This is a genomic window from Hymenobacter agri (assembly GCF_054778495.1).
The window spans coordinates 1-20,662 of the sequence record NZ_BAAGZM010000018.1; the positions used below are offsets into that span (position 1 = coordinate 1).

Genomic DNA, 20,662 nt, shown 5'->3' on the forward strand with positions numbered 1-20,662 from the left:
GACGAGGCCGTGGCCATTGGCGCCGAGGAGGGCGAAACCGCTGGCTACGGCGCCCCCGCCGGCCCCCGCAAGCGCCTGGAAGACGTGCCCTATCAGTACCACCTGATGGACACGCCCGAGCTGCGCCAGTCGCTGCTCAGCTTCCTGCTGCAGCAGGCGGAAGTGAGCTTCGACACTGAAACCACCGGGCTGGATACGATGACGGCGCGGCTGGTGGGCCTGAGCTTTTCGTGGCTGCCGGGCGAGGCCTACTACGTGCCCGTGCCGCCCGACGACCAGGCCGCCACGCAGGCCATCGTGGACGAGTTCTGCCCATTTTTTGAGTCGAAAACCATTCTGAAAATCGGCCAGAACATCAAGTACGACCTCACCATCCTCAAGCACTACAACGTCAACATTTCGGGGCCGCTGTTCGACACCATGCTGGCGCATTACCTCATCGAGCCCGACATGCGCCACAACATGGACGTGCTGGCCGAAACCTACCTGCACTACTCGCCGGTGAGCATCACCGAGCTCATCGGGCCCAAGGGCAAGAAGCAGCTCACGATGGCCGACCTGCCGCCCGCCGCCGTGAAGGACTACGCCTGCGAGGATGCCGACGTGACCCTACAGCTCAAGCACGTGTTCGAGCCCATGCTGAAGGACCTGGGCCTGCTTGGCCTGCTGAACGACGTGGAAAACCCGCTGGTGCCGGTGCTGGCCGACATTGAGTACGAGGGCGTGAAGATTGACAGCGTGGCCATGGGCGAGTATTCGGCCGAGCTGCAGGGCTACGTGCAGGAGCTCGAAACCCAGATTTTCCGCGAGGCCGGGCAGGAGTTCAACATCGGCTCGCCCAAGCAGCTGGGCGAGGTGCTGTTCGATAAGATGGACATCGGCAAGGGCAAAATCAAGAAAACCAAGACCGGCCAGTACGCCACCGGCGAGGAAGTACTGAGCCAGCTAGCCGCCGAAAACCCCATTGCCGCCCTCATTCTGGAATACCGCCAGCTCACCAAGCTGCGCAGTACCTACGTGGAGGCCCTGCCCCAACTGGTGAGCGTGGTGGACGGCCGCGTGCACACCAACTTCAACCAAGCCGTGGCCGCCACCGGCCGCCTCAGCAGCACCAACCCCAACCTGCAGAACATCCCGATTCGCACGGAGCGGGGCCGGGAAATCCGCAAAGCCTTCGTGCCGCGCGACGATAAGCACGTACTGCTGGCAGCTGATTACTCGCAGGTGGAGCTGCGCATCATGGCCGACTTCTCGGGCGATAAAACCATGATTGAAGCCTTCCGCCTGGGCCAAGACGTACACACCAGCACCGCCAGCAAGGTGTTCCGCGTGCCGCTGGAGGAGGTAGATTCGGAGATGCGCCGCAAGGCAAAGACCGTCAACTTTGGCATCATCTACGGTATTTCGGCCTTCGGGCTGGCCCAGCGTATTGGCATCGGCCGCAAGGAAGCCACCGACATTATCGAGACCTACTTCCAGGAATTCCCTTCGGTGAAGGCGTTCATGGACGACAGCATCAACCGCGCCCGCGAGCTGGAATACGCCGAAACGCTGCTCAAGCGCCGCCGCTACCTGCGCGACATCAACTCGCGCAACGCTACGCTGCGCGGCTACACCGAGCGCAACGCCATTAACGCCCCCATCCAGGGCACGGCCGCCGACATCATCAAGATGGCTATGATTAACATCCACCACTGGCTGCGCGAGGAGAAGCTCGGCACCAAGATGATACTGCAGGTGCACGACGAACTCGTGTTCGACGCCGTGGCCGAGGAAGTCGACTACATCACGCCCAAAATCAAGGAGCTGATGACTACGGCCCTGCTGCTGCCCCACGGCGTGCCGCTGGAAGTGGAAGTGGGCACCGGTCGCAACTGGCTGGAGGCGCACTAGCAGCCAGTTGGGGCAAACGTGCTGGTAGAGCTGATGCACGGTCCGGCGCGTCGGCACCAAGCCCGCGGCGGGTGCTTCAACCCCAAAAAGGCCGCCTCGTTAGCTATAACGAGGCGGCCTCTTTTCGGGCGTCATTGCCAATTTGCTACAGCATCATTACCCCGCCGATGGGCGTGACGATGACCCCCAGCACGTTGGGGTTGCCCGCCGGGCAGGTAGACGTCACCGTCACGTTGCCCTGCGCATCGAAGCTGGTCGAATTGGTCCAGCCGCCGCTGCCGGAAGCCTCGAAGAACGGCCAGATGCCGCCGCTGGCGGCTGCCGTAAAGGCCGTTTGCTGGCTGCTGGAGAAGCCCACTTTCGACGTCATGCTGATGGTGATGCCATCGACCACTACCAAGGCACTGGCAGTGCGCAGCATGTTGCCGGTGGGGCCAAACGTGTCGTCCCAGGTGGGGTGGGTGTGCTTCCACACCGTGTTGTCGGGGGTCTGGTACGCCATGTTCAGGGCCGCCGAATCGTACCAGGGGTTGTACTGGGACAGAATGGGGTCGGTGCTGGGCTGGGACAGCGGAGCGGCCGCAAATACGACCAGGTGCTTAAAGCTGGCGTTGATGGTAATGCCCGCCTGCGACATCGCCGTCGTGATTTGGTCGTAGCTGCTGCTGCCGCTGCCGTCGAAAATATCGAAGAAGCCGCTGGCTTCGGCCTGGGCCCAGGTGTGAGTGATATCGCTCGACGCCGTGCTGCTATTCACGCTTACGGACTTGGATGGCGCCGATGCAATCTGCGTTTGCAGTTGGGCAATGGTGGCATTGTAGGCTTTGTGCTGCTTGCCGGTGCTCCCGCCCGCGTTCACCCACATGCCAACGGCCGTAGGAATGACGCCCTGCGACACCTGCTGGTAATCGGTGTAGCAGGTTTGAGCCTGGTCGGGCGGCATGTGGATGGCCGACCACGTTTGGAACAGCGCCAGCACCCCGCCGGCCGGGAGCGTAGTCTGCGCCTGCAGGTAGGCTGTCCAGGCGCTGTAGTAGTCCCCCATATCGTTCTGAAACGAGTTGCTGTTCTGCGGAATGAGGTTGTTGATGACGGCGCCGTAATCCGACGAGAACACGTTGTTCTGAGCCGGATTGAAGTAGTTGCTGACCGAGAGCGGCGGCACCACGTCGAACACATTCCAGAGCTGCTCGGAGGTGGTGCCCAGCGGGGCAGCGCCCTGCACGAGCTGGAAAGTATTGGGGTCCAGGCCGCAGCCGGTCACCACCGCGTTGTACCACTGCGCGTTCAGGGTTTGCATGGCCTGGCTGGCCGGGTCGCCGTTGGAGACGTCGGCGGTCAGCGCCGGGCGCTGCTTCCGGGTTACGCGCGCACCCTTCAGCAGCTGGCGGGCAGTGTGGGCATTCACATTGGTGGCATTGGCCACCGGCGCTTCTTCCCACAGCAGCTGCACCGTCGACGGGCACCCGTTTGCCAGCAGGCCCTCCCGGCCATCGATGACGAAGCTTACCGTTTCGCCCACGGCCAGGCTATACACCTGCAAAGGCTGGCCAGCGGGCTGCCAGCCTACATTGCCGGGCTGGTCGTAGCCCTGGCTCGTGCGGTACACGTAGAGCGTGCCGCGGATTTCGCCGGCCACTACGTTCTTGACGTCGCCGGGTTGAAGATTTTGTACCATTGGGAATGTGGAAAAGAATGGATTGCCTACTCTTGGGCTGGCTTTTCGGCGACGGCCATTGCCGGCTTTTGCGCTTGGCGGCCGACGATGCAAAGGGAGCTTTTTCCGGTACCGCCCGCTAGCGTGAATTCCCCCGAATTGCCCCTCCAGGGCTTTCCTTCCGGCACCCCGGGAAATCCCCCGTTTTTGTACCCCCGTATTTTCCCGCGGGTGGGCGGGCAGGCACTGCACCAAGGCACTTTTTCGCGGCCAACGCACGGCTTCGGGTTCAGGCGGCGTAGTTGCGCCGGCTTCGGCCTGGGGTGGCTGGCCTACATTTAGGGCGTTCAACCCTCATTTCCCCGTCTACTATGCGCCTACCCATTCCGCCCCGTTCTATCACCCAGGAGGAAGTGTCCGACTACACCAGCAGCTGGGAGCAACTGCTCAGCACCGGTAGTTCGACCGACCTCCAGGCCTGCTTCACCAGCAGCGACAAATCCCACATCAACTACGCCTACCTGACCGCGAAAGAGCTCGACCCGCTGCTGGAAGGTTACCAGGCCACGGACATTATCAAAACGAGGTTTTTGCTGCTGCCAGGCGAAATCCCGGTTTTTAGCCTGGCCCTCATCCGTACCAACGCCGGTGGCGAGCCCCAAACCGGCTTTTACCTGGCGGGCATCGCCGGCTTTCCGGCAGAGTTGGGCCCCGAATTTCCGGCAGGCCCAACCCAGCCGGCCCCTTCGGCTGCCCCGGGCGGAAAAGTACCCATCGATGTAGCCAGAATCTGGATAAAGAACTGGAACGGGCCGTTGGCTGAGAAATTGGACGCCCATCTGTTCGATTCGCCGCAGGAAGGCCAGTACCTGCGCGGCTATTGCTTCGAGGTAACGGACTTTACCACTCCCTGGGCTGCCAAATCGGAGCAGGACAACACCCTATGGCTCAATTTCGACCTGAAGCCCAAAAACCCTGACGCCCCCGACAGCCCCGTGGTTTTCAGCACCATCGTCGAACTCAACCAGACCCCGCCCACCGACCAGCCCGGGGTGATTGCGCTGGGCAGCCGCGCCGAGTTCTACGACATTTCCCGGCCCTCGCCGCCGTTCTAAGCGGCTTCGCTGCTATCTGGGACCGGCTCGCCGGGTCAGCTCCTGGCAATTATACTGGCCTACGCCATTCGCTGGTGAGCTACATCACAGAGACTATGACATTGCTAGATTATGGCCCGGTTTTCCTGGTTTTTATCGCCGGCCTGGCGGGGGCGGTGCGCTTCAAGCGCCTGTCTCCGCCCCTGCGCTGCCTAGCCGGCCTGGTTTTCTTCGAAATCCTCGTTGAGCTGGTGTCCCGAGCCGTTACCCCCAACCTCTTCCTGATGCCAGTTGACACGCTGGTGGAGTTCGGGTTGCTGGCCTGGATGTACCGGCGGGCTTTCTGGCCCTCGGCTGTGAGCCACTGGCTGCCAGCCGTGGCCGTTATTTTTGCCCTGACGTCGTTGGCTTCCTATGCCGTGCCGGCCAGTCTCTTACACTTCAACAGCCTGCAACGCTTCGCCGAAAGCGTGCTGGTGCTGGGGCTGGTGCTGCTGTATTTCTACAAAGTCATCCGCGAGCTGGTCATCGTTCGCCTGGAGCGGGAACCCTTGTTTTGGGTTTCGGTGGGCTTGCTGCTCTATTTTTCGGGCAACGTGTTCATCTTTGTTTCCAGCAACTATGTACTGCTGCACTCAAAAGCTTTGAGTATGAAGATGTGGCACATTCACGCCTTGCTTTACATGGTGCTTTACGGTTTATACGCATGGGCACTGTGGATAAGTCCATCGACCAGGAAATAGCTCAACTGCTGTTCAGCGGCATTGTAGTGATGCTGCTGCTGGCGCTGGCGCTGGTGGCGTTTTTTTTGGTGTACCAGCGCAAGCTGGTGAGCCAGCAGTTGGCTCTGCAAACCTTGCAGGGCGCTTACCAGAAAAAAGTATTCACGGCGGCTATTCAGGCCGAAGAGCGGGAGCGCGAGCGCATCGGCAACGACTTGCACGACGAAATCGGGTCGTCGCTTTCGGCCGCCAAGGTGCTGCTGGCGCTGCTGGAGGACTCCGCCACGGCCAGCGCCAAAGAGCAAGAGGCCGTGGCACTCATCAAGGGCATCATCGGCAATTCGCTGCAGGACATTCGCAGCATCTCCCAAAACTTGCACCCGGCCGCGCTGGCGCAGTTTGGCCTGCACAACGCCCTGCACAACCTGGGCCGCACCTGCACCGAGGCCTTTGCCCATGGCGTGGTGGTGCACGCCGAAGCGCTGGCGGCCCCCCTGCCCTACGCCCACGAGCTGGCGCTGTACCGCATCGCGCAAGAGCTTATCAACAACGCCCTGAAGCACGCCCGGGCGGCGCAGGTAGTGGTGCAGCTGCGGCAACTGCCCCACGGCCTGGCTCTGACGGTGACAGACGACGGATGCGGGTTTGACTATGACCAGGTGCGCGAGCACGGCCAGGGCGGGCTGGGCCTCAAAAGCTTGGCCGCCCGCGTCAGCTTACTGGATGCCGCGTTGCACGTGGAGTCGGCAGCTGGCCGAGGCACGAGCGTGCGCATAGAGGTATCCATTCCAGATTAGGCTGCTAGTTTTATCTTCATGACTCCTCTACCACTCGTTCACATCGCCATTCTGGATGACCACCGGCTGTTCCGCCAGGGCATCATGTACATTCTGCAACACCTGCCCTTTGCAACGCACGTGCAGGAAGCGGCTACTTTCCAAGAATTACGGGCGCAGCTTGCCCACCGGGTGCCCGATGTGCTGCTGCTGGACCTGCAAATGCCGGACATCAGTGGCATTGATGCCGCCAAGCGCTTGCTGGAGGAACATCCCGGCCTGCGCATCATTGTGCTGTCCATGCACTCGACCGACGACTTTATTGCCCACATGTTCCGGCTCGGGGTGCGCAGTTACCTGCCCAAAGACGTTGACAAGCAACTGCTCAGCACCGCCATTGCGGCGGTCATGACGGAAGGATATTACTTCACCGACACCATTTCCAAGGCCGTGGTGCGCGGCCTGCATACCAGCGGTCCCAAGCACCCATCGTTTCAGCCTTCTGCCATCGAGCTGACCCCGCGCGAAGCCGAAGTCTTGGCGCTGCTCTGCCAGGGTTATTCTACTACCAAAATTGCCGAGCAGCTTTTCATCAGCGACCGAACCGTGGAAGGCCACCGCAAAAACCTGATGGAGAAAACAAATTCTCCGAATGCGGTTTGCCTGGCGATTTACGCGGTGAAACACGGGCTGCTGGCCACGGATTTCAACAGCATTTTGCCGCGGTAGCCCCCCCGGTGGGCCGGCAGGGGCGCACCCAACGGCTTCGTTGCCGTATAGGCTGACTATCGACCACCTTATTCGAAAAGCCATGCCTTCCCACACCACCACTCTCCAAGATGTTTCCCGGGGCCTGCTGGGCTCCTTTATGGTGCTGGCTGGCACCGGCCACCTCACCTTTGCCCGGCAGGATTTTCAGGCCCAGGTGCCCGACTTCGTGCCGGGCGACAAGGATACCACCGTGCTGGCCTCGGGCGTAGTCGAAATTGCGCTGGGCCTGGCGCTGCTGCTGCTGAAGGGCAAAAACCGGCGGCGCATGGGTGTGGGGCTTGCCGCATTTTATACGGCCGTGTTTCCGGGCAATATTCACCAGTACACCCACCATATTTCCGCCTTCAACCTCGATACCGACCGCAAGCGGCTCATCCGACTGTTTTTTCAGCCCGTGCTGATTGGGGCCGCCCTGTATTCGACCGGGGCCCTGAACGCCCGCAAACGCCGCTAGCACCCCACCATGGACCGCCCCAACCAGAAGGCCATGCTGGCTGAGCTTACCAGCCTGCTCACCAAGGGCAATGCCCACGCCACGTTCGAAGAAGCCACGGCCGGACTCACTCCCAAAGTCTGGAACCAACGCGTGCCGGACCTGCCCTATACCATCTGGCAGTTGGTCGAGCACGTTCGCATTGCGCAATGGGACATCGTGGAGTTTTGCCTCGACCCCGAGTACGAATCGCCGAAATGGCCGGAAGGCTACTGGCCGGCCGCCGAGGCTACCGCCGACGAAGAGCAATGGCAGGAAACCATTGACCATATTCGCCAGACACGGCAGCGCTTTCTGCACCTGCTGCACGCGCCGGGTACCGACTTGCTGGCCCCCGTGCCGCACGGCACCGGCCAAACCATTCTGCGCGAAGCCTTTCTAATTGCCGACCACGCCGCTTACCACACCGGCGAGATTATTCTGCTGCGCCGCCTGCTGCACTGTCAATTATCGAAGTAAATGGGAATAGAGCGAAGTAATTGGGAATAAAGCGGAGTAGTTGGGAATAACACACCCACAAATTGCCGTAAAAAATACACCATCGGCTCACAAACTTCTTGTATAACAACAGCTATTAGGACAACAATTTATTCAGGATAGCATAATAATTATTACAAAAATTATTTCGACAACTCAATCTATATGCTATAAGCGGATAGAGCACATTTAGCCAATCCTTACACTTAAAACGCGAATACTTGCATGGAAATACTGTATAAGCTTATAAATGTTGGTGAAGCAATCCATGATAGTAGTATCGGGGCGTATCGCATAGTATGCTATTTTCAACCTTGGCTAATATTAAGCAACACCCCGGCTAGCGAAGAAATTGTAAGTCATGCCATTAATAGCACACTCGCTGGCAACCTCATCTGCGGTACAATATGGACTAGAAGCAAGCCATTTAATGAGATAGAATGCCTTTTAACAAATGAATATGAAGCAATTACTATCGAGCAAGGTATTATACACGCCCGCCGTTTGAAAGACTTATTCAATCTGAATAAATTATCACATTCGAAATTTTGGGCTAACCAGGAAAACACATGGGTAGTGCAATTAAAACACAACAATAAAATATTCATAATAACTTATTTTGAATTGTTGCGCGCATGTTTCTATGCAACAAGTCGCCGAGCCACGGATTTTTTCTTTTCTCAAAATTCGATTAGCTCGCTCTGCATTCCTCTTGAGTTTCCAAATGCAAGCAACCTGTTCACTGCGAGATACTGTATAGCCACTGAGAAATGTACAGCATCAGAAGCTCGTCTAATAGGCAACCTCCTATTCGACCCAAAGCTTCTTTATGCATTCAACTTATCACAAGCATACTGGCGCAACAGTATTTCTCAAATAAATGCTGGCACACAAGATAAGAGGAGCACTATACCTGTGGGTGATTTTAGCAGCTTTTCATTCATTTCAACAGGGCAAAGCATTTTATATGAATCCAACGAATACTTCTGGGTGAACAACTTAGAGGTCACTAACTACAAATATGAGTTCAATGCACTCCTTTTTTATCCGATTTATACTAGCTCAAAAAAAGACTCATCACGCAATTTAAAACAAGCAGTAGATGAAGACGCTTATCAACCAAAGTGTCCCGATATACTTCAGCTAACTCACCAGCAATCTTTTAAGTCTGAAATGAAATGCTGCTTAGCGAAGGCCATGAAGGATTCGGACAGCACTAACAGCTCTCGCTTAAGCACTCATAGACAATGGCTTTATGCCATTCGTAAATCCGGTACGCTTCCTTTGGTTATACGCAGGTTTCCCTGGGCATCCCTATTGCCGCGCTCTTCCGATTTAGACACAAGTGAAAGATTATTGAAAGAATCAGTTCAGCGCTCTAATTTATTTTTCGCGACTAAAGCTTTTCACACTCACAGATTTCATAGACTAATAACCGCATTTAAATCAAACAAATTTACAATCAAACCAATATCAATAAACAATTCAGATAATGTTTTTGGACGAAATGTATCCGTTCTTCCAATCAATAGACATTCTCCTTTACCGATAACACTGTATGAAAAACAGATAAGTTGTTTCTCTTGCATAGAAATGCATTTAGACAATACGCCCTTTTACATCGCTCAGCCTTTTCCTGAATCAAACCCAGAATTAGCAATACTTTTTATCAAGCAAAACCTTATTCAACCAAAGCCCTCAGAGTGGAATGAGCTATTGAGTTGTATTGTACCTGTTCGTAACAGGTTTGGTTTAACGTCTTTTTATAAAAGCATTCACTATACAAAATTTAAGCAGGCATCAAACAACACCGCTTTTCTTGCTATTCCCATTCCATGCGAAACGGTTACAGTGCCGTTTTGCATTGATTTGGTTAACCATGTCATAGATAGATTTAGAAAGAGATTGCAGTTTGTTCTAGCTACACTTTTGAAATACCCTGACGGGGCATCAATACGACATCAAAATAAGATAAGATTTTTAAGCCGTAACATATGCACTACTCCTGACGCATCGTGGTTGGTCCGCATTTATTATTTATGGAATTAGCTATTCAAGCCAATTGAGCTATCGGTCGCAAGGTCCGCTTCTACGCGTCGAAGTAAGTCGGATGCCTCTATCCGCAAGGCTGAAGCCAAGCGAAAGATAGTAGTGAGGGAGGGCTGCTTACTTCCCGTCTCTAGTTGAGAGATAAAGGTGCGGTCTAGCTTCGCTTCATCAGCAAGTGCTTCTTGGGAAAGGCCCAACTCCTTACGCATCTGCTTGATGACCAGCCCAAAAACCTTAATCGGCTCACCGCTCATATAAGCGGCAAGCTACAGGCTTGTTATACCCCCTTGTTGTTGTCAGTAGTCTACAAAAAAGGCGTAAATTGCGCGTTCAACATATGAATGAAAGAAGTGACATCCACCGTTTTTCCAGCAGCCGTGCAGCCTAATGCGCATTCCGTTGCTCATTTTATCACCCAGATAAAGGGCGTTAATGAGGACCAGGAACCTCTTGAGGTAGAAATTATTATTCGCCGAAAATCTGTTCCCGCACCTACAATCGATAAAGAGGAAATGCTCTTGCCAAAGTCCGGCCGGAAAAGCAGCCCCTATATCCACTCATTCACCACCAACTTCAGTGAAGCCAATAAGAGGGGGCTAGACAATCTGTCTTACTGGAGCACTGGACGCCGGAGGTCAAAGACATTTCTCATCAATCAAGCGTTGGAACAGTACTTGGTCAAGTTCAAGGAATCCCAACACGACATCCCTCACGAGGATGCTTGAGCACTCTTTAAATCTCGAAGAATTCGTAAGCCGATATGTGGAAATTTTTCAGGCTGTATTGTAGTACATCGGCTAATCTATTTTCAGCTGCTCATTTCGGAATAAGTGCTGGTGCAGCAAGAGTTGCTGATACCGCATGACATCCTGTTCTAGAACAGATTGATTAACATGAAACCGCGGGTCTTTGGCGGGCTTGATTTCGTACGTGTAAACCGTAAGCAACGCATCAAGCAGAATAAATAGCCTAATGCAGTTCGACTGGGTGGCAAACGTTTGGTCAGTAAGTAGGTGTGCGGCTAAATGCCGGCTAAAGTTGGCGTAAGCCGAACCCGTAGCAGAATTCAGGTACAGATGGTTCGTTAAAATAGCCTGGCTAGCTCGCACGTACACGTCGTGGAATAATACGTTGCTGGGGTTGGGCTGTCGCAGATATGAGTTACCCACGAACTTACGCACTACCTCGAAATCAGGCTTGGCTTTCGGACCCGTGCCGTCAAAACCACTCCAGCGCAGAATAAGACCTTCCACGATGGGCACCAAGCTGAGGAAGGAACTGATATAATTCTCTTGGTAGTACGACAAGATAGCCGCCTCGACCAAGGGCGCGAAAGACTGGAACGCAGGGAAATTCTCAAACCCCTGTTTCAGGATAGCGAACATCTTCGGCGAGGTAAAAATGATGCCTAAATAAGCCAGGATAGTACTTTCGGAAGCAGGCAGTTTCGATGCCAATTGCTCGATTCTGCGGAACTCAGCCACAGTTATAGTAGGTGGAGCGAGTAGCGCGTAATCCGCCAGTTGCTGATTCAGTGCCAGCAAATCCGTTATCTCTGAATTGGAAGTGGTCGAAACGTGCGGGCGCTGGGCATACCAGTCACGCTCTTGCCGGCCCGCAGCTTTGGCTTTTTCATACACCAGCGCGCTTACCTTACTCCACATGGTGCTGTCCATACCAAGTGTTGTTTTCACATCCGTAACCGGTGCATTAACCTGTAGAAGAGCAAATGCCTGAACGGCAAGGTCGGCGGCCGTAATTTTAACCATAATTGGTGTTCAATTGCTTAATGACAGTAAGATAATACGACCTCGGATAAAATGCGTAAGAGGTTATCAGTAACCCGCTCAGTTCTGGCTACTACTCGTTTCCAACTGCTGGCGGTAGGCCGAGGGAGAGCACCGCGCGTACCGGCGAAACTGGCCCGAGAAGTGTGCCATTCTGCTGTAGCCAAGTTGTCGGGGGATGCGGCTCACGTCGAGCCGGAAGGCGCGCAGCAACTCCTGCATGTGAGTCAGTCGATGTTCGGTGAAGTAGCTGGTCAGGCTTTTATGGCCGGGTGGGCGAAGGCAACGTGCAGTTGTCGACTGACGGTCTCAGTTTTGCGAGCCAGCGTGGGCACGAAGTCGCAGTTGCGCACGGTTTCGTGTCGCTCAAGTTACGGGAGCAGCGGCATCACGGCAAATAGGTAGTCGGCCCAAGCCTGCTGATGCTACTGCCATTCGTTCGTAATGAATGGAAAGCTAAACAGGATATTGAAACGTGGATGTCTCTTTACCCGGTTCATAATCTACCCTAAGCCAATGTGCTAAATATTGTAGCCTTAGCCTTTTGGTTTGGCTATCCTTTTCTTGTTAATTTAGCAAAATCTTTTAAAGATACTGCATATGGCTCAGTCAGTTTTACAGGATTTTCTGAATCAAAACCTCATCAGTATTGACCAGAATGAGGAATTCACCTTTTTAAGCAAGACAGCGGCTGACGTTGAGAAGCGGATTGGTGGTAAGAAAAGCCGCATTATTCAGGCTACGCTGGTCGCGTTTGACCCCCAGACTATTCCAGCGGAGCCGCTGGTGAGTGAAGTGCAGGACATGATTACCAGCAAGTGGAAAGCGTTTCCAAGCAAATGTCATGACCGACCCATTCCCTATGTGCGGGCGGTCCTGCTCGCCGCCTTGCAGAAGCTGGCTGCCCAGCCCGAGCTGGCCGGTATTATTTGGCTAACGGCCAGCAATTACTTGCCTTACGCTGACGGAGTCGAGCGAGAGACTGCGTTGTTGAGTGAGTTTCTGCGGGACGTGGGCAACACCTACCAACAAGCGGTTGAGCGCCAATGGAGTATTGTGGGTAAGACCAACCTCCCCGCACTGCCGGAGTTGAAGCAGGTTGCTATTACTTCAGCTTTGACCGTTAAAAAAGAATCCACAGTGGCAAATATGACTTTAGCGGTAAATGGTGATGAAGACAGTGGAAATAACAGCATAATATTTACATATACCGACCGTTATAATTCACAGATTAATGTCAGACCATCATCCGCTTGGGCATCTTCCTTTGGTCAATTGGCCGGTGGAGTTATTAAGACAACGGCCGATATCATCGTTAACTCCATTAATAAATCACTTGCCGAGGTAGCCAGCACCCAGCAGCTTATCTCCTATACCGAAGCTATAACAGATTACCTACGGGCTCTTGGGGAACAGGCGACCCAGCAGACGGCCGCGCACAATCTGCGGAGCCATTTGCTGTGGCTTAAGGAGAGCCTGTATTCCGAAAGTCAACAAGTCAGCTACCGCCAGCTATCAGTAGCGGCGGGCAGCGTGGCATTGGCGATGGACCTAGCCGCGCTAGTGCCGGCGGTGTACCCAGTGAGTGTGGAATATTTCCTACGCGAAGTATTACGCGCGGCCAGCGCGGCGATGGATACCGAGGTATCCATCACGTTTACCGAGCTACTGGCCGCTTGGCAGGTGGAATTAGGGAAAATGGCCGAACCGCTTCCGGCAGTCGTTGCTCCCGAGCCTGGTCGCCAACCTCTCCTGCACTTTGTGCGGGCGCTGGCAGCGGGCACTACGCAGCCCGCTGATTTTGAATTTCTCACCGGCTTGCGCCTGACCGATACGCTTAACTGGCAGCAAGCCGGCGTATGGCTGTTTCGCGAGTTGCAAGCAGCTAAACTGGCTAGTGCCAAGTAATGCCGTGAAACCAGCTGGACGCTGTACCAATACCGCATGCGTAGCGGTAAAAACCGGACTCTGTTTCGATAATCTCGCCCTGGATAAGTGCCCACACTGGATAGCAGTTGGGGCAGCACAGGCACGGCCATCAGCAGAACTGCGCAAGGCACCCGTCGCCGGAGCCAAGCATGACCGCGCAAGTGACGTCCAAGGAGTTGCCTGGACGGGTGAGGCTCTGCAGCTGGCTGACCTGGAGCTTGTCAGTCGGCGTTCAAATCCACTGCTGCTAGCGGCCGTGGGCGAAACGGATGCGGGCAAATCATCCTTTCTGGGAATGCTGCACACATTGCTGTTGCATGGCCATAGCCTGCGGGAACACACGTTTGCCGGCTCACTGACGCTGCTGGGTTGGGAAAAACTAGCGCTGGCGCTGCGCTTTCCGAAAGGGCAAGCTACAGACCAACCGCCAACCCCCGCCGACCCAGATTACTACCGTCTGCTGCACTGGGCCTTGCGTCGACCTGCCGACGGTCGGTTGCTAGACGTGCTGTTTCCAGACGCGGCAGGCGAGGTATTCAGCCAGTGGGCTGTGGATGAGCAGGACAGCAACGCAGAAAACGTACGCTGGATATACCGTCACGCCGACGCCTTCTTCTTTTTCGTGGATTGCGAAGCACTGGCCGAGCGGCGCGGGGCAGCAGTAGCTCCCCTGGCCGACCTAGCCAGCCGTTTGGCGCAGGGTCTACGCGGTCGGCCAGTGCTCGTCGTTTGGTCAAAGGCCGATAAGCTCGCCGATGTACGTGAAGCGGTAAAAGAGCGCATGGCCCGGCAACTGATGCTCGTGTTTGGTGAGGTGCCCCATCTTTACATCAGCAAAGAGCTTGACGCGCAGCCCGACCCCAAACAGCTGGCCAACCTGCAAGCGGTAGATAATCTGTTAGCCCGGATAGCCCAGCGGCGGCCTACGGTGCTGGAGCTCGCCCCAGTGGGCCAACGCTCTGACTTTTTCTTACGTTACCGCGGACAATGAATCAACCTGCTAACCGAGTGCTAATTATTGGTAAGCCAGGGACATCCAAGACCACGTTCCTAGCCCAGCTTTTCGAAGTCTTGCAACTGGGACACGGCCGCTTGCGCCTACTCGCAACTCCTGCCAACACGGTGGCCATCGAGCAGGCCCGCCGCCGCTTAGCCGAAGGTAAATCCACTCAAAGCACGCCAGCCTCCCAAAACCAGACGCTACGCCTGAGTTTGCAGCTGGCTGACCAGCCGCTGGAATTGGAATTTCCTGACTATGGTGGTGAGCAGGTAGACGCCATTATCCAAGAGCGTCAGTTGGGGCCAGAGTGGGTGCAGATGTGCCGCGAGAGCGACGACTGGCTACTATTCATCCGGCTGCACGACCATAAGGAGCCGCACGATGTACTGACCAAGGCAACCGCCGAGGTAGAGCCGGCCCCGCAAATGCCCGACCCGGAAGCGGCTGGCGATTTAACTACCTTTCAAAAGGCAGTTGAGTTGATTGAATTACTTCAGTTGTTACTGGCGGTGCGTGAAATGGGCATTCAGCAACCTTTGCGGCAGCCTCGCTTGAAACTGGTACTCACGTTATGGGATGAGTTGCACACCGCCGACCGGCCCGAGCAGGTATTGGCAGCCCGCCTGCCGTTATTACTGGAATTCGCCCGCAGCAACTGGACACCGGAAGCTCTACAGGTATGGGGACTCTCAGCACAGGGATTCCGGCTGGACACCACTGAAAATCAGGATAAATATCTCGATGGCACACCATCCGAATATGCGTACGTAGTCCTGCCCGAAGGCGGTGAGCCGGTACATGACTTATCGCGGTTATTCGGATAGGCCAGATGAGTATTACGGTACACCGCGCATTATTTGGGCAAGACCCCGCTCACGGACAAGGCTTTGCGCTACTGGGCACCACCCACCCCGATAAGTCTTTGGTAAGGCGCATTTTCAACTCAGCCGACCTGAGCGAAAATGCCCCGTCGCAGCTGAGTTGGCAGCCAGCCCTGAGGGGCCTGCCCTGGGAAAACTTTTACCTGTTGTTGCGCACGTTTGCAGATACCTCGCCGCAGGTGCGGGGTGGCCGGGTGTATTCACATATGTTACTGCTGCCCCTTGACCAGGTAACCCAGCTCTCTGATTTGCAGCCTTTACTGGCTGCCCTACCGGTAGACGCACCCAAGCAGGTTCCTACAGCTGCGGCCGAGATTTGGCCCGTGCCAGCGCCGCCGCTAGTGCTTACCCCGCGGTTGGGCTACCTGCTGCACGAAGTGGTTCATACCCCCCGACCAGGCGTACTAGTATGGGCCGGGCAGGCGGGCTTCGATGAGGCGGCCGCCCTTACCTGGCAGGTGCTGGGAGCGGCTGAGCGCCAGCAACTCCGACTGAGTTTAGGATTTCTACCTGGTTACCAGCGCGCGCCAACAGATTCGCTGACCCTGGTAGCCGTGCCCGAGTCCCTGTTGCAGCGCTGGCGTAGCGTATCCCGTGTAGTAGAAGTCACTGCTGCTTACACAACGCTCGACGAGGCCGAGGCTTGGCTGGCCGGGCTGCCACAGCAGTCCCCAAACTTGAGCCTGCTGTTGATGGAGCTCAACGCTGATTTGCTTGGCATCAGCGACCTGGACGCGCTGCAACGGGTAGCTCCCACAGCGACAGCGCTCGCCACGGCGTCGTTGCGGGATGTGATAGCACTGGCCACCCTGCTCCACCAGTACCCCACTACTCAGCCGGCCTACCGCCAGCGAGTACTGGCGCGACTCCGGCAAATTGTAGCCACCAGCCCGCCCCAGGAAGTACAGCGGTTAGGGTCGGTGCAGGAGGAAATGTTGAATTCTGCTGACTTGCGGCAACTAGCGGATGCCGTGCACAAGCGCTTTGTGGAACTTGCTGACCAGGTGTCCAGCGCAGAGTTATTGCCCGCGCTGATGAGCTGGCACGATGCGCCTGACCGTGCCTGGTGGCAGCAGAGCGTGCGGGCGACGCTGACGGACATTTTCGCCGCCGGCAGCACAGCCGCGGCCAGGCTCGTTTTTGACCTGTGGCAACAAGCCGCGGAGGTTACTACGTCTTACTTAAAATTGCTCCCATCTACTGCCCATACGGAAGCGATGCTTCTACGCGAATTGCCCGCGCAAATGCCCGCCATGGCTTGGCAAAATGGATTGCATTTGGCCCGCTCACGCCGGTGGCTGCGCCTGCACATGTCATGTCTACTCGCGCTCTACCCATTGCCCAAAGCCCTGGCCAAGCAATTGGCCCTAGATACTGAGCCGGCACACATGGCAGCGCTAGAGGTAGCGGCCAAGCAAGCGGTAGCGACGGACTTCGTAGCTGCCGCCGTGGCCTTGGATGAGAAGCGCCTGACCACTCTGGCGGGCAACCTATGCGCCCAAAAGCCGCAGTTGCTCAAAAAATTGGTTGTGGAACAGCCCGGCTGGCAGTCCGTGTGGCTCGCGGCGGCTCAGATTAGTGGCAACGTGTGGGCTAACATTGCCGCACCTGCTTCAAAGGTCACACAATTACTTGACTTGCTGCTGGCTGGGCAGCCGGTGCTAACCGACCTGCTGGCGCTCATTGGGCAAAGCCCCTACGCCGACTTGCGGGCTTACCCTGTCCGGCGGTCCGCGTGGGCCGTGCTACCCACCGCCGTGCGCTCGCTCTTTCTGGAGGAAACAGCTTGGAGCTTACTAGTTCATGAGCGACCAGAAGAAGCTAACAGCTTACTGGAGTCAGAAGTAATCCAGTTATTTACCAGCCCGTTCTTCACGGCCCGTGCCCTTGCTCACCTCTCACTTACCGCTGGCCGAGCCGTGCGTTACGTATCCCGGTTCTCGGCTCCTGAAAGCACTTTACTGTCGTATCTTAATGCCCACCGCAGTCAATTCGACAAGCGCAACGCACAAGAGTTGGGGCAACTTATCGAGCGCAAAGGTTGGAAACAAGCCGCCCAGGCTCTGCTCACTCAGGCCCAAACGGAACCATCACGTTACGCAGCCCTCGCCTACTGCTTCGACCAATTAGGCTGGCTAGACCGGCTAAAGCTGCGCATTCAAAACCCTCATATTCTGACAGCTAAGGCTACCAAACAGGCTAGCACCGACTGGTGGAAGGCCGTGTGGGAAGAAGCAAGTAACCTGTATTCAGGCGGACCGACTTATCAGCATCTGTGGGAATCCATCGGGCGCAAAAACTACGAACTCTCCCTAGCACGCACTGGTGGTGAGCAGTGGCAACAGGCCCTGAATATTTTGCGCACTCGCCGCGAGTACAAGCAGACTGCTAAACTTTTACGTCTGATGCAGGAGCAACACTCTTGGAATAATAATCTACAGTTTCTAGCGAATCACCCTATCTATGAATGACCGCACCGTTCTCCTACTCACCGCACTCGAAGGTCCCGAACGCCAAGTTCTGCTGGCACAGTTGCCGCCGTCGACCATCGTTCACCATCCCAATACACACACCGATTACTACGTTACCCAACTAACCACAGCCAGCGGCGAAGTGCGGGTCGTGCTGGGTCGTACCGACCAAACCAATGTGAACGCCAGCCTCGAAACTGGCCAAGCGCTTACCTATTTCCAACCTCACTACGCCTTTTTTGTGGGGGTAGCTGGTGGACTCAAGGACGTGAATATTGGGGATTTGGTAATCGGCGACGATGTCTATGGTTATGAGCGGGGCAAGGCCACAGACAATGGTTTTAGTGCCCGGCCCGGCGTGGGAGCTTCCTCTTACCAATTAGAGAGAGCCGCTACGGCATTTAGCCAATCGACCGAATGGCGCACCATTGCTGCGCGATTGCCCACAGCGGCATTTCCTAATCCAGTACAGGTATACACTGGCACCATTGCCTCAGGAGAAAAGGTAGATGCCAGCGTCGAATCAGAGTTGCACCAATTTCTGCGCGTACACTGTGGCCATGCCCTAGCCATCGAGATGGAAGGCTATGGTTTTTTAAAAGCTGCCCGTCAGCACCCCGCTACTCAGGCGCTGCTGCTACGCGGCATATCCGATTTAGTGGAGGATAAGCAGGGTGCAGACCGTCGTGGTTCGCAGCCTTACGCCAGTGCCAATGCAGCAGCGTTTGTAATAGCTTTCGTGCAACAACTCTACGCAGTCAGCGCGCCGCTTCGCCTGCCCACGGCCGATGAAGCCCGGCGGCTAGCCGAGTTGGCAAGCGAACTATATGCTGGCGGCATTCGAGACGCAGATATCTGGAACCGAGCGGGTGGCCGAATAGCTGATATTGCGGTAGGTTCTACTGGGCGAATGCAATGGCTGGATGCCGCTCGCCACCTGCGTAACGGTGGACGTGGAATCACTTTCGGCCAACTACTAGCGGAAATGCTGGAGGACCACCCCGGCAACCAGGATTTGACCGAACTGCGAGTCCGTTACGAGAGCGAGTCGGGCAGCAAATTCTCTTGACCGCGCATGTCCGCTTCCCCAGCCAGTCAGCAATGGTAGGCTTATGCCGCTTATTTTTATTCGATAGGAGTCAAAAAATGTAAAGATTGGTAGGGTCGTTGGATGTTGTAATCGAACATCCACTCGTTCACGAGTTGGCATACGTGGGCCCGCGAGCGAAACAGGTTGCTTGCCAATGGTGCAATACATAGCCAACGAACTGCCACCTCGCCCCGCTACCTGAACGACTTGCTGAAACAGAAAACTGGCAAGACTGCGCTGGAGCACATTCACCTGTTTCTGGTGGCGGCAACGGGCTACAGGGGCTTCAACTACCCGCCATACTTCTCCCGGCTTTTTAAAAAATAAATAGGGCTTACGCCCACGGAATACCGGGACAAATTTCTGAATTAATTCCTGCCCTTTCCCTCGCTTATCCTGTTACCGCGCGTGACAGGATAGTGCTGTTTAGGGAAAGCGGTGGCGTTAATGCCCGCATTTTCGGTAATACGGGGCACGTAGAAACGTATCGCAGGTTCCGACATCTATATAATACGCCAAGCCTAACCTGAAGTCACCGGCGCCACATCGAGATTAAGCTGGGCTGGGTAAAATACTGAATTCTGTACAGCCTCTACAGCTTTCCTCCAGAATGCCCCCGTAGACTGAAATATCGAGCCAAATCGCTCCTAAATAATTAACTGCTTCTTTCTGCTCCGAGTAATGAAATTACTACCACTACGGCTGGCGCTGGCTTTTTCGCTCGGAACGGCTGCTTGCTCTTCAATTCACGCGCAGGTCGCCCCGCTCCCTGCCGACACCACGCGCAAGTACGAAAACCCCGGCGGAATACCTGCCGCCGTCAAGCAGCCTTTTTTCAAAAGCAAGTTGTTCAAGGCCGTAGCCATACCAACCGTGCTGATAACCTACGGAGCAATTACGGCTCAGGGTGATGCAGGTGTCAACCGCGACGCCCGCACCTTCGTCCAGAAGCAGTTCCGACCGGTGAATACGATGATTGACAACACGGTCATTTTCCTACCCTACGTGGAACTGGGCGCCGTGGCCCTGGCCGGCGTGGAGTCGCGCAACGACCGCATCAACACGTTGCTCATCATTGCCAAGGGCGAGGCTATCATGCTGGCCAGCACCTTCGCCGTGAAATATTTGGCCCACGAAACCCGCCCCAATGGGCAAGACAATCTCTCGTTCCCGTCGGGCCACACGGCGCAGGCGTTTCTGGCGGCCAGCATCGTGCACACCGAGTTTCGTGACAAAAGCCAGTGGTATGGTGTGGGCGCCTACACCATTGCCACCAGCGTGGCTGCCTTGCGCATGATTAACGACAAGCATTGGCAAAGCGACGTAGTGGCCGGCGCGGGCTTCGGCATCCTCTCGGCCCACCTGGCCTACCTGAGCCACCGCAACCGCTGGGGCCGCAAAAGCATCGGCCGCGACATCGGGATGACGCCCGCCTATTTCGGCAGCGGTGCCTCGGGCGTGAGTCTCACTTGGCGGCCAACGAAGTAGCGCGGGCCCTAGGCCGCCCGGGCCACCGGGGCGGGCATCTCGGTTACCGGCTCGCCCTTGTAGGCCAGGCGCAGCAGGCTGGGC

19 protein-coding genes and 2 pseudogenes are annotated in these 20,662 nt (G+C 55.9%); 16 read left to right on the forward strand and 5 right to left on the reverse strand.

What is annotated here, in order from left to right; genetic code table 11:
* The coding region (gene polA, locus ACYVDE_RS02255) for a DNA polymerase I (RefSeq protein WP_460499861.1) at window positions 1-1,893 on the forward strand (1,893 nt) is incomplete at its 5' end.
* A gap of 145 nt (window positions 1,894-2,038) precedes the next feature.
* Here the strand turns inward: polA and ACYVDE_RS02260 are convergent.
* The gene (locus tag ACYVDE_RS02260; protein WP_460499862.1) at window positions 2,039-3,571 is read right to left on the reverse strand and encodes a hypothetical protein; all 1,533 of its coding nucleotides are present in this window, start codon (window positions 3,569-3,571) and stop codon (window positions 2,039-2,041) included.
* Window positions 3,572-3,921: 350 nt separating this feature from the next.
* Here ACYVDE_RS02260 and ACYVDE_RS02265 point away from each other — a divergent pair, with 350 nt between their 5' ends.
* The 7 genes from ACYVDE_RS02265 (at window position 3,922) to ACYVDE_RS02295 (ending at window position 9,932) form a co-directional block, all read left to right on the forward strand.
* Complete coding sequence (locus tag ACYVDE_RS02265) at window positions 3,922-4,665, forward strand: hypothetical protein (RefSeq protein ID WP_460499863.1); 744 nt, start codon at window positions 3,922-3,924, stop codon at window positions 4,663-4,665.
* 74 nt (window positions 4,666-4,739) lie between these two features.
* Complete coding sequence (locus tag ACYVDE_RS02270; RefSeq protein ID WP_460499864.1) at window positions 4,740-5,387, forward strand: hypothetical protein; 648 nt, start codon at window positions 4,740-4,742, stop codon at window positions 5,385-5,387.
* Window positions 5,351-6,163: a sensor histidine kinase gene (locus ACYVDE_RS02275; RefSeq protein ID WP_460499865.1), complete on the forward strand. Its 813-nt coding sequence runs from the start codon at window positions 5,351-5,353 to the stop codon at window positions 6,161-6,163. Before ACYVDE_RS02270 ends, ACYVDE_RS02275 begins: the two co-directional genes overlap by 37 nt.
* A gap of 18 nt (window positions 6,164-6,181) precedes the next feature.
* The gene (locus ACYVDE_RS02280; protein WP_460499866.1) at window positions 6,182-6,871 is read left to right on the forward strand and encodes a response regulator transcription factor; all 690 of its coding nucleotides are present in this window, start codon (window positions 6,182-6,184) and stop codon (window positions 6,869-6,871) included.
* A gap of 82 nt (window positions 6,872-6,953) precedes the next feature.
* Window positions 6,954-7,367 carry a DoxX family protein gene (locus ACYVDE_RS02285; RefSeq protein WP_460499867.1) on the forward strand — a complete coding sequence of 138 codons (414 nt, stop codon included), beginning with the start codon at window positions 6,954-6,956 and terminating at the stop codon, window positions 7,365-7,367.
* 9 nt (window positions 7,368-7,376) lie between these two features.
* Entirely contained in the window at window positions 7,377-7,865 is a 489-nt protein-coding gene (locus ACYVDE_RS02290) for a DinB family protein (protein ID WP_460499868.1), read from the forward strand.
* Window positions 7,866-8,108: 243 nt separating this feature from the next.
* Window positions 8,109-9,932, forward strand: a complete 1,824-nt coding sequence (locus ACYVDE_RS02295) for a hypothetical protein (protein WP_460499869.1) — start codon at window positions 8,109-8,111, stop codon at window positions 9,930-9,932.
* Here ACYVDE_RS02295 and ACYVDE_RS02300 read toward each other — a convergent pair.
* Window positions 9,929-10,186: a helix-turn-helix domain-containing protein gene (locus ACYVDE_RS02300; RefSeq protein ID WP_196295195.1), complete on the reverse strand. Its 258-nt coding sequence runs from the start codon at window positions 10,184-10,186 to the stop codon at window positions 9,929-9,931. The two genes, ACYVDE_RS02295 and ACYVDE_RS02300, sit on opposite strands and share 4 nt — an antisense overlap.
* 87 nt (window positions 10,187-10,273) lie before the next feature.
* Between ACYVDE_RS02300 and ACYVDE_RS02305 the strand changes: the two genes are divergently transcribed.
* Complete coding sequence (locus ACYVDE_RS02305; RefSeq protein WP_460499870.1) at window positions 10,274-10,657, forward strand: ribbon-helix-helix domain-containing protein; 384 nt, start codon at window positions 10,274-10,276, stop codon at window positions 10,655-10,657.
* Window positions 10,658-10,729: 72 nt separating this feature from the next.
* Here ACYVDE_RS02305 and ACYVDE_RS02310 read toward each other — a convergent pair whose 3' ends face one another.
* Complete coding sequence (locus ACYVDE_RS02310; protein ID WP_460499871.1) at window positions 10,730-11,701, reverse strand: hypothetical protein; 972 nt, start codon at window positions 11,699-11,701, stop codon at window positions 10,730-10,732.
* A 78-nt stretch (window positions 11,702-11,779) separates the two neighbouring features.
* Window positions 11,780-12,007: pseudogene (locus ACYVDE_RS02315) on the reverse strand (helix-turn-helix domain-containing protein); the annotation flags it as partial.
* A 312-nt stretch (window positions 12,008-12,319) separates the two neighbouring features.
* Here ACYVDE_RS02315 and ACYVDE_RS02320 point away from each other — a divergent pair.
* The 6 genes and pseudogenes from ACYVDE_RS02320 to ACYVDE_RS02345 all read left to right on the forward strand — a co-directional run bounded on the left by ACYVDE_RS02320 (window position 12,320) and on the right by ACYVDE_RS02345 (window position 19,069).
* Window positions 12,320-13,627 (forward strand): GTPase-associated system all-helical protein GASH, encoded by a 1,308-nt coding sequence (locus ACYVDE_RS02320; RefSeq protein WP_460499872.1) that lies wholly within the window; start codon window positions 12,320-12,322, stop codon window positions 13,625-13,627.
* A gap of 277 nt (window positions 13,628-13,904) precedes the next feature.
* Window positions 13,905-14,639 carry a TRAFAC clade GTPase domain-containing protein gene (locus tag ACYVDE_RS02325; protein WP_317192255.1) on the forward strand — a complete coding sequence of 245 codons (735 nt, stop codon included), beginning with the start codon at window positions 13,905-13,907 and terminating at the stop codon, window positions 14,637-14,639.
* On the forward strand, window positions 14,636-15,472 hold the full coding sequence (locus ACYVDE_RS02330; protein ID WP_460499873.1) for a TRAFAC clade GTPase domain-containing protein: 837 nt from the start codon (window positions 14,636-14,638) through the stop codon (window positions 15,470-15,472). The genes ACYVDE_RS02325 and ACYVDE_RS02330 overlap by 4 nt, the downstream gene beginning before the upstream one ends.
* 5 nt (window positions 15,473-15,477) lie before the next feature.
* Window positions 15,478-15,786 (forward strand): annotated as a pseudogene (locus ACYVDE_RS02335) (GAP1-N1 domain-containing protein); the annotation flags it as partial.
* A gap of 99 nt (window positions 15,787-15,885) precedes the next feature.
* Window positions 15,886-18,000 (forward strand): hypothetical protein, encoded by a 2,115-nt coding sequence (locus tag ACYVDE_RS02340; RefSeq protein WP_460499876.1) that lies wholly within the window; start codon window positions 15,886-15,888, stop codon window positions 17,998-18,000.
* Window positions 17,993-19,069: a phosphorylase family protein gene (locus ACYVDE_RS02345; protein ID WP_460499874.1), complete on the forward strand. Its 1,077-nt coding sequence runs from the start codon at window positions 17,993-17,995 to the stop codon at window positions 19,067-19,069. Before ACYVDE_RS02340 ends, ACYVDE_RS02345 begins: the two co-directional genes overlap by 8 nt.
* A 56-nt stretch (window positions 19,070-19,125) precedes the next feature.
* Here ACYVDE_RS02345 and ACYVDE_RS02350 read toward each other — a convergent pair whose 3' ends face one another.
* A complete protein-coding gene (locus ACYVDE_RS02350) occupies window positions 19,126-19,275 on the reverse strand; it encodes an integrase core domain-containing protein (RefSeq protein ID WP_460499875.1) in 150 nt (49 codons plus the stop codon).
* Window positions 19,276-19,771: 496 nt separating this feature from the next.
* Between ACYVDE_RS02350 and ACYVDE_RS02355 the strand changes: the two genes are divergently transcribed.
* Window positions 19,772-20,578, forward strand: coding sequence for a phosphatase PAP2 family protein (locus tag ACYVDE_RS02355; protein WP_230687980.1), 807 nt, complete (start codon window positions 19,772-19,774; stop codon window positions 20,576-20,578).
* Window positions 20,579-20,662: the final 84 nt, after the last annotated feature.

Excerpts from the sequence above, each read along its gene's own strand:
- ACYVDE_RS02260 (WP_460499862.1), bottom strand. The coding sequence starts at position 3,571 with ATGGTACAAAATCTTCAACCCGGCGACGTCAAGAACGTAGTGGCCGGC.
- ACYVDE_RS02265 (WP_460499863.1), top strand. The coding sequence starts at position 3,922 with ATGCGCCTACCCATTCCGCCCCGTTCTATCACCCAGGAGGAAGTGTCC.
- ACYVDE_RS02275 (WP_460499865.1), top strand. The coding sequence starts at position 5,351 with ATGGGCACTGTGGATAAGTCCATCGACCAGGAAATAGCTCAACTGCTG.
- ACYVDE_RS02280 (WP_460499866.1), top strand. The coding sequence starts at position 6,182 with ATGACTCCTCTACCACTCGTTCACATCGCCATTCTGGATGACCACCGG.
- ACYVDE_RS02285 (WP_460499867.1), top strand. The coding sequence starts at position 6,954 with ATGCCTTCCCACACCACCACTCTCCAAGATGTTTCCCGGGGCCTGCTG.
- ACYVDE_RS02290 (WP_460499868.1), top strand. The coding sequence starts at position 7,377 with ATGGACCGCCCCAACCAGAAGGCCATGCTGGCTGAGCTTACCAGCCTG.
- ACYVDE_RS02295 (WP_460499869.1), top strand. The coding sequence starts at position 8,109 with ATGGAAATACTGTATAAGCTTATAAATGTTGGTGAAGCAATCCATGAT.
- ACYVDE_RS02300 (WP_196295195.1), bottom strand. The coding sequence starts at position 10,186 with ATGAGCGGTGAGCCGATTAAGGTTTTTGGGCTGGTCATCAAGCAGATG.
- ACYVDE_RS02305 (WP_460499870.1), top strand. The coding sequence starts at position 10,274 with ATGAAAGAAGTGACATCCACCGTTTTTCCAGCAGCCGTGCAGCCTAAT.
- ACYVDE_RS02310 (WP_460499871.1), bottom strand. The coding sequence starts at position 11,701 with ATGGTTAAAATTACGGCCGCCGACCTTGCCGTTCAGGCATTTGCTCTT.
- ACYVDE_RS02320 (WP_460499872.1), top strand. The coding sequence starts at position 12,320 with ATGGCTCAGTCAGTTTTACAGGATTTTCTGAATCAAAACCTCATCAGT.
- ACYVDE_RS02330 (WP_460499873.1), top strand. The coding sequence starts at position 14,636 with ATGAATCAACCTGCTAACCGAGTGCTAATTATTGGTAAGCCAGGGACA.
- ACYVDE_RS02345 (WP_460499874.1), top strand. The coding sequence starts at position 17,993 with ATGAATGACCGCACCGTTCTCCTACTCACCGCACTCGAAGGTCCCGAA.
- ACYVDE_RS02355 (WP_230687980.1), top strand. The coding sequence starts at position 19,772 with ATGAAATTACTACCACTACGGCTGGCGCTGGCTTTTTCGCTCGGAACG.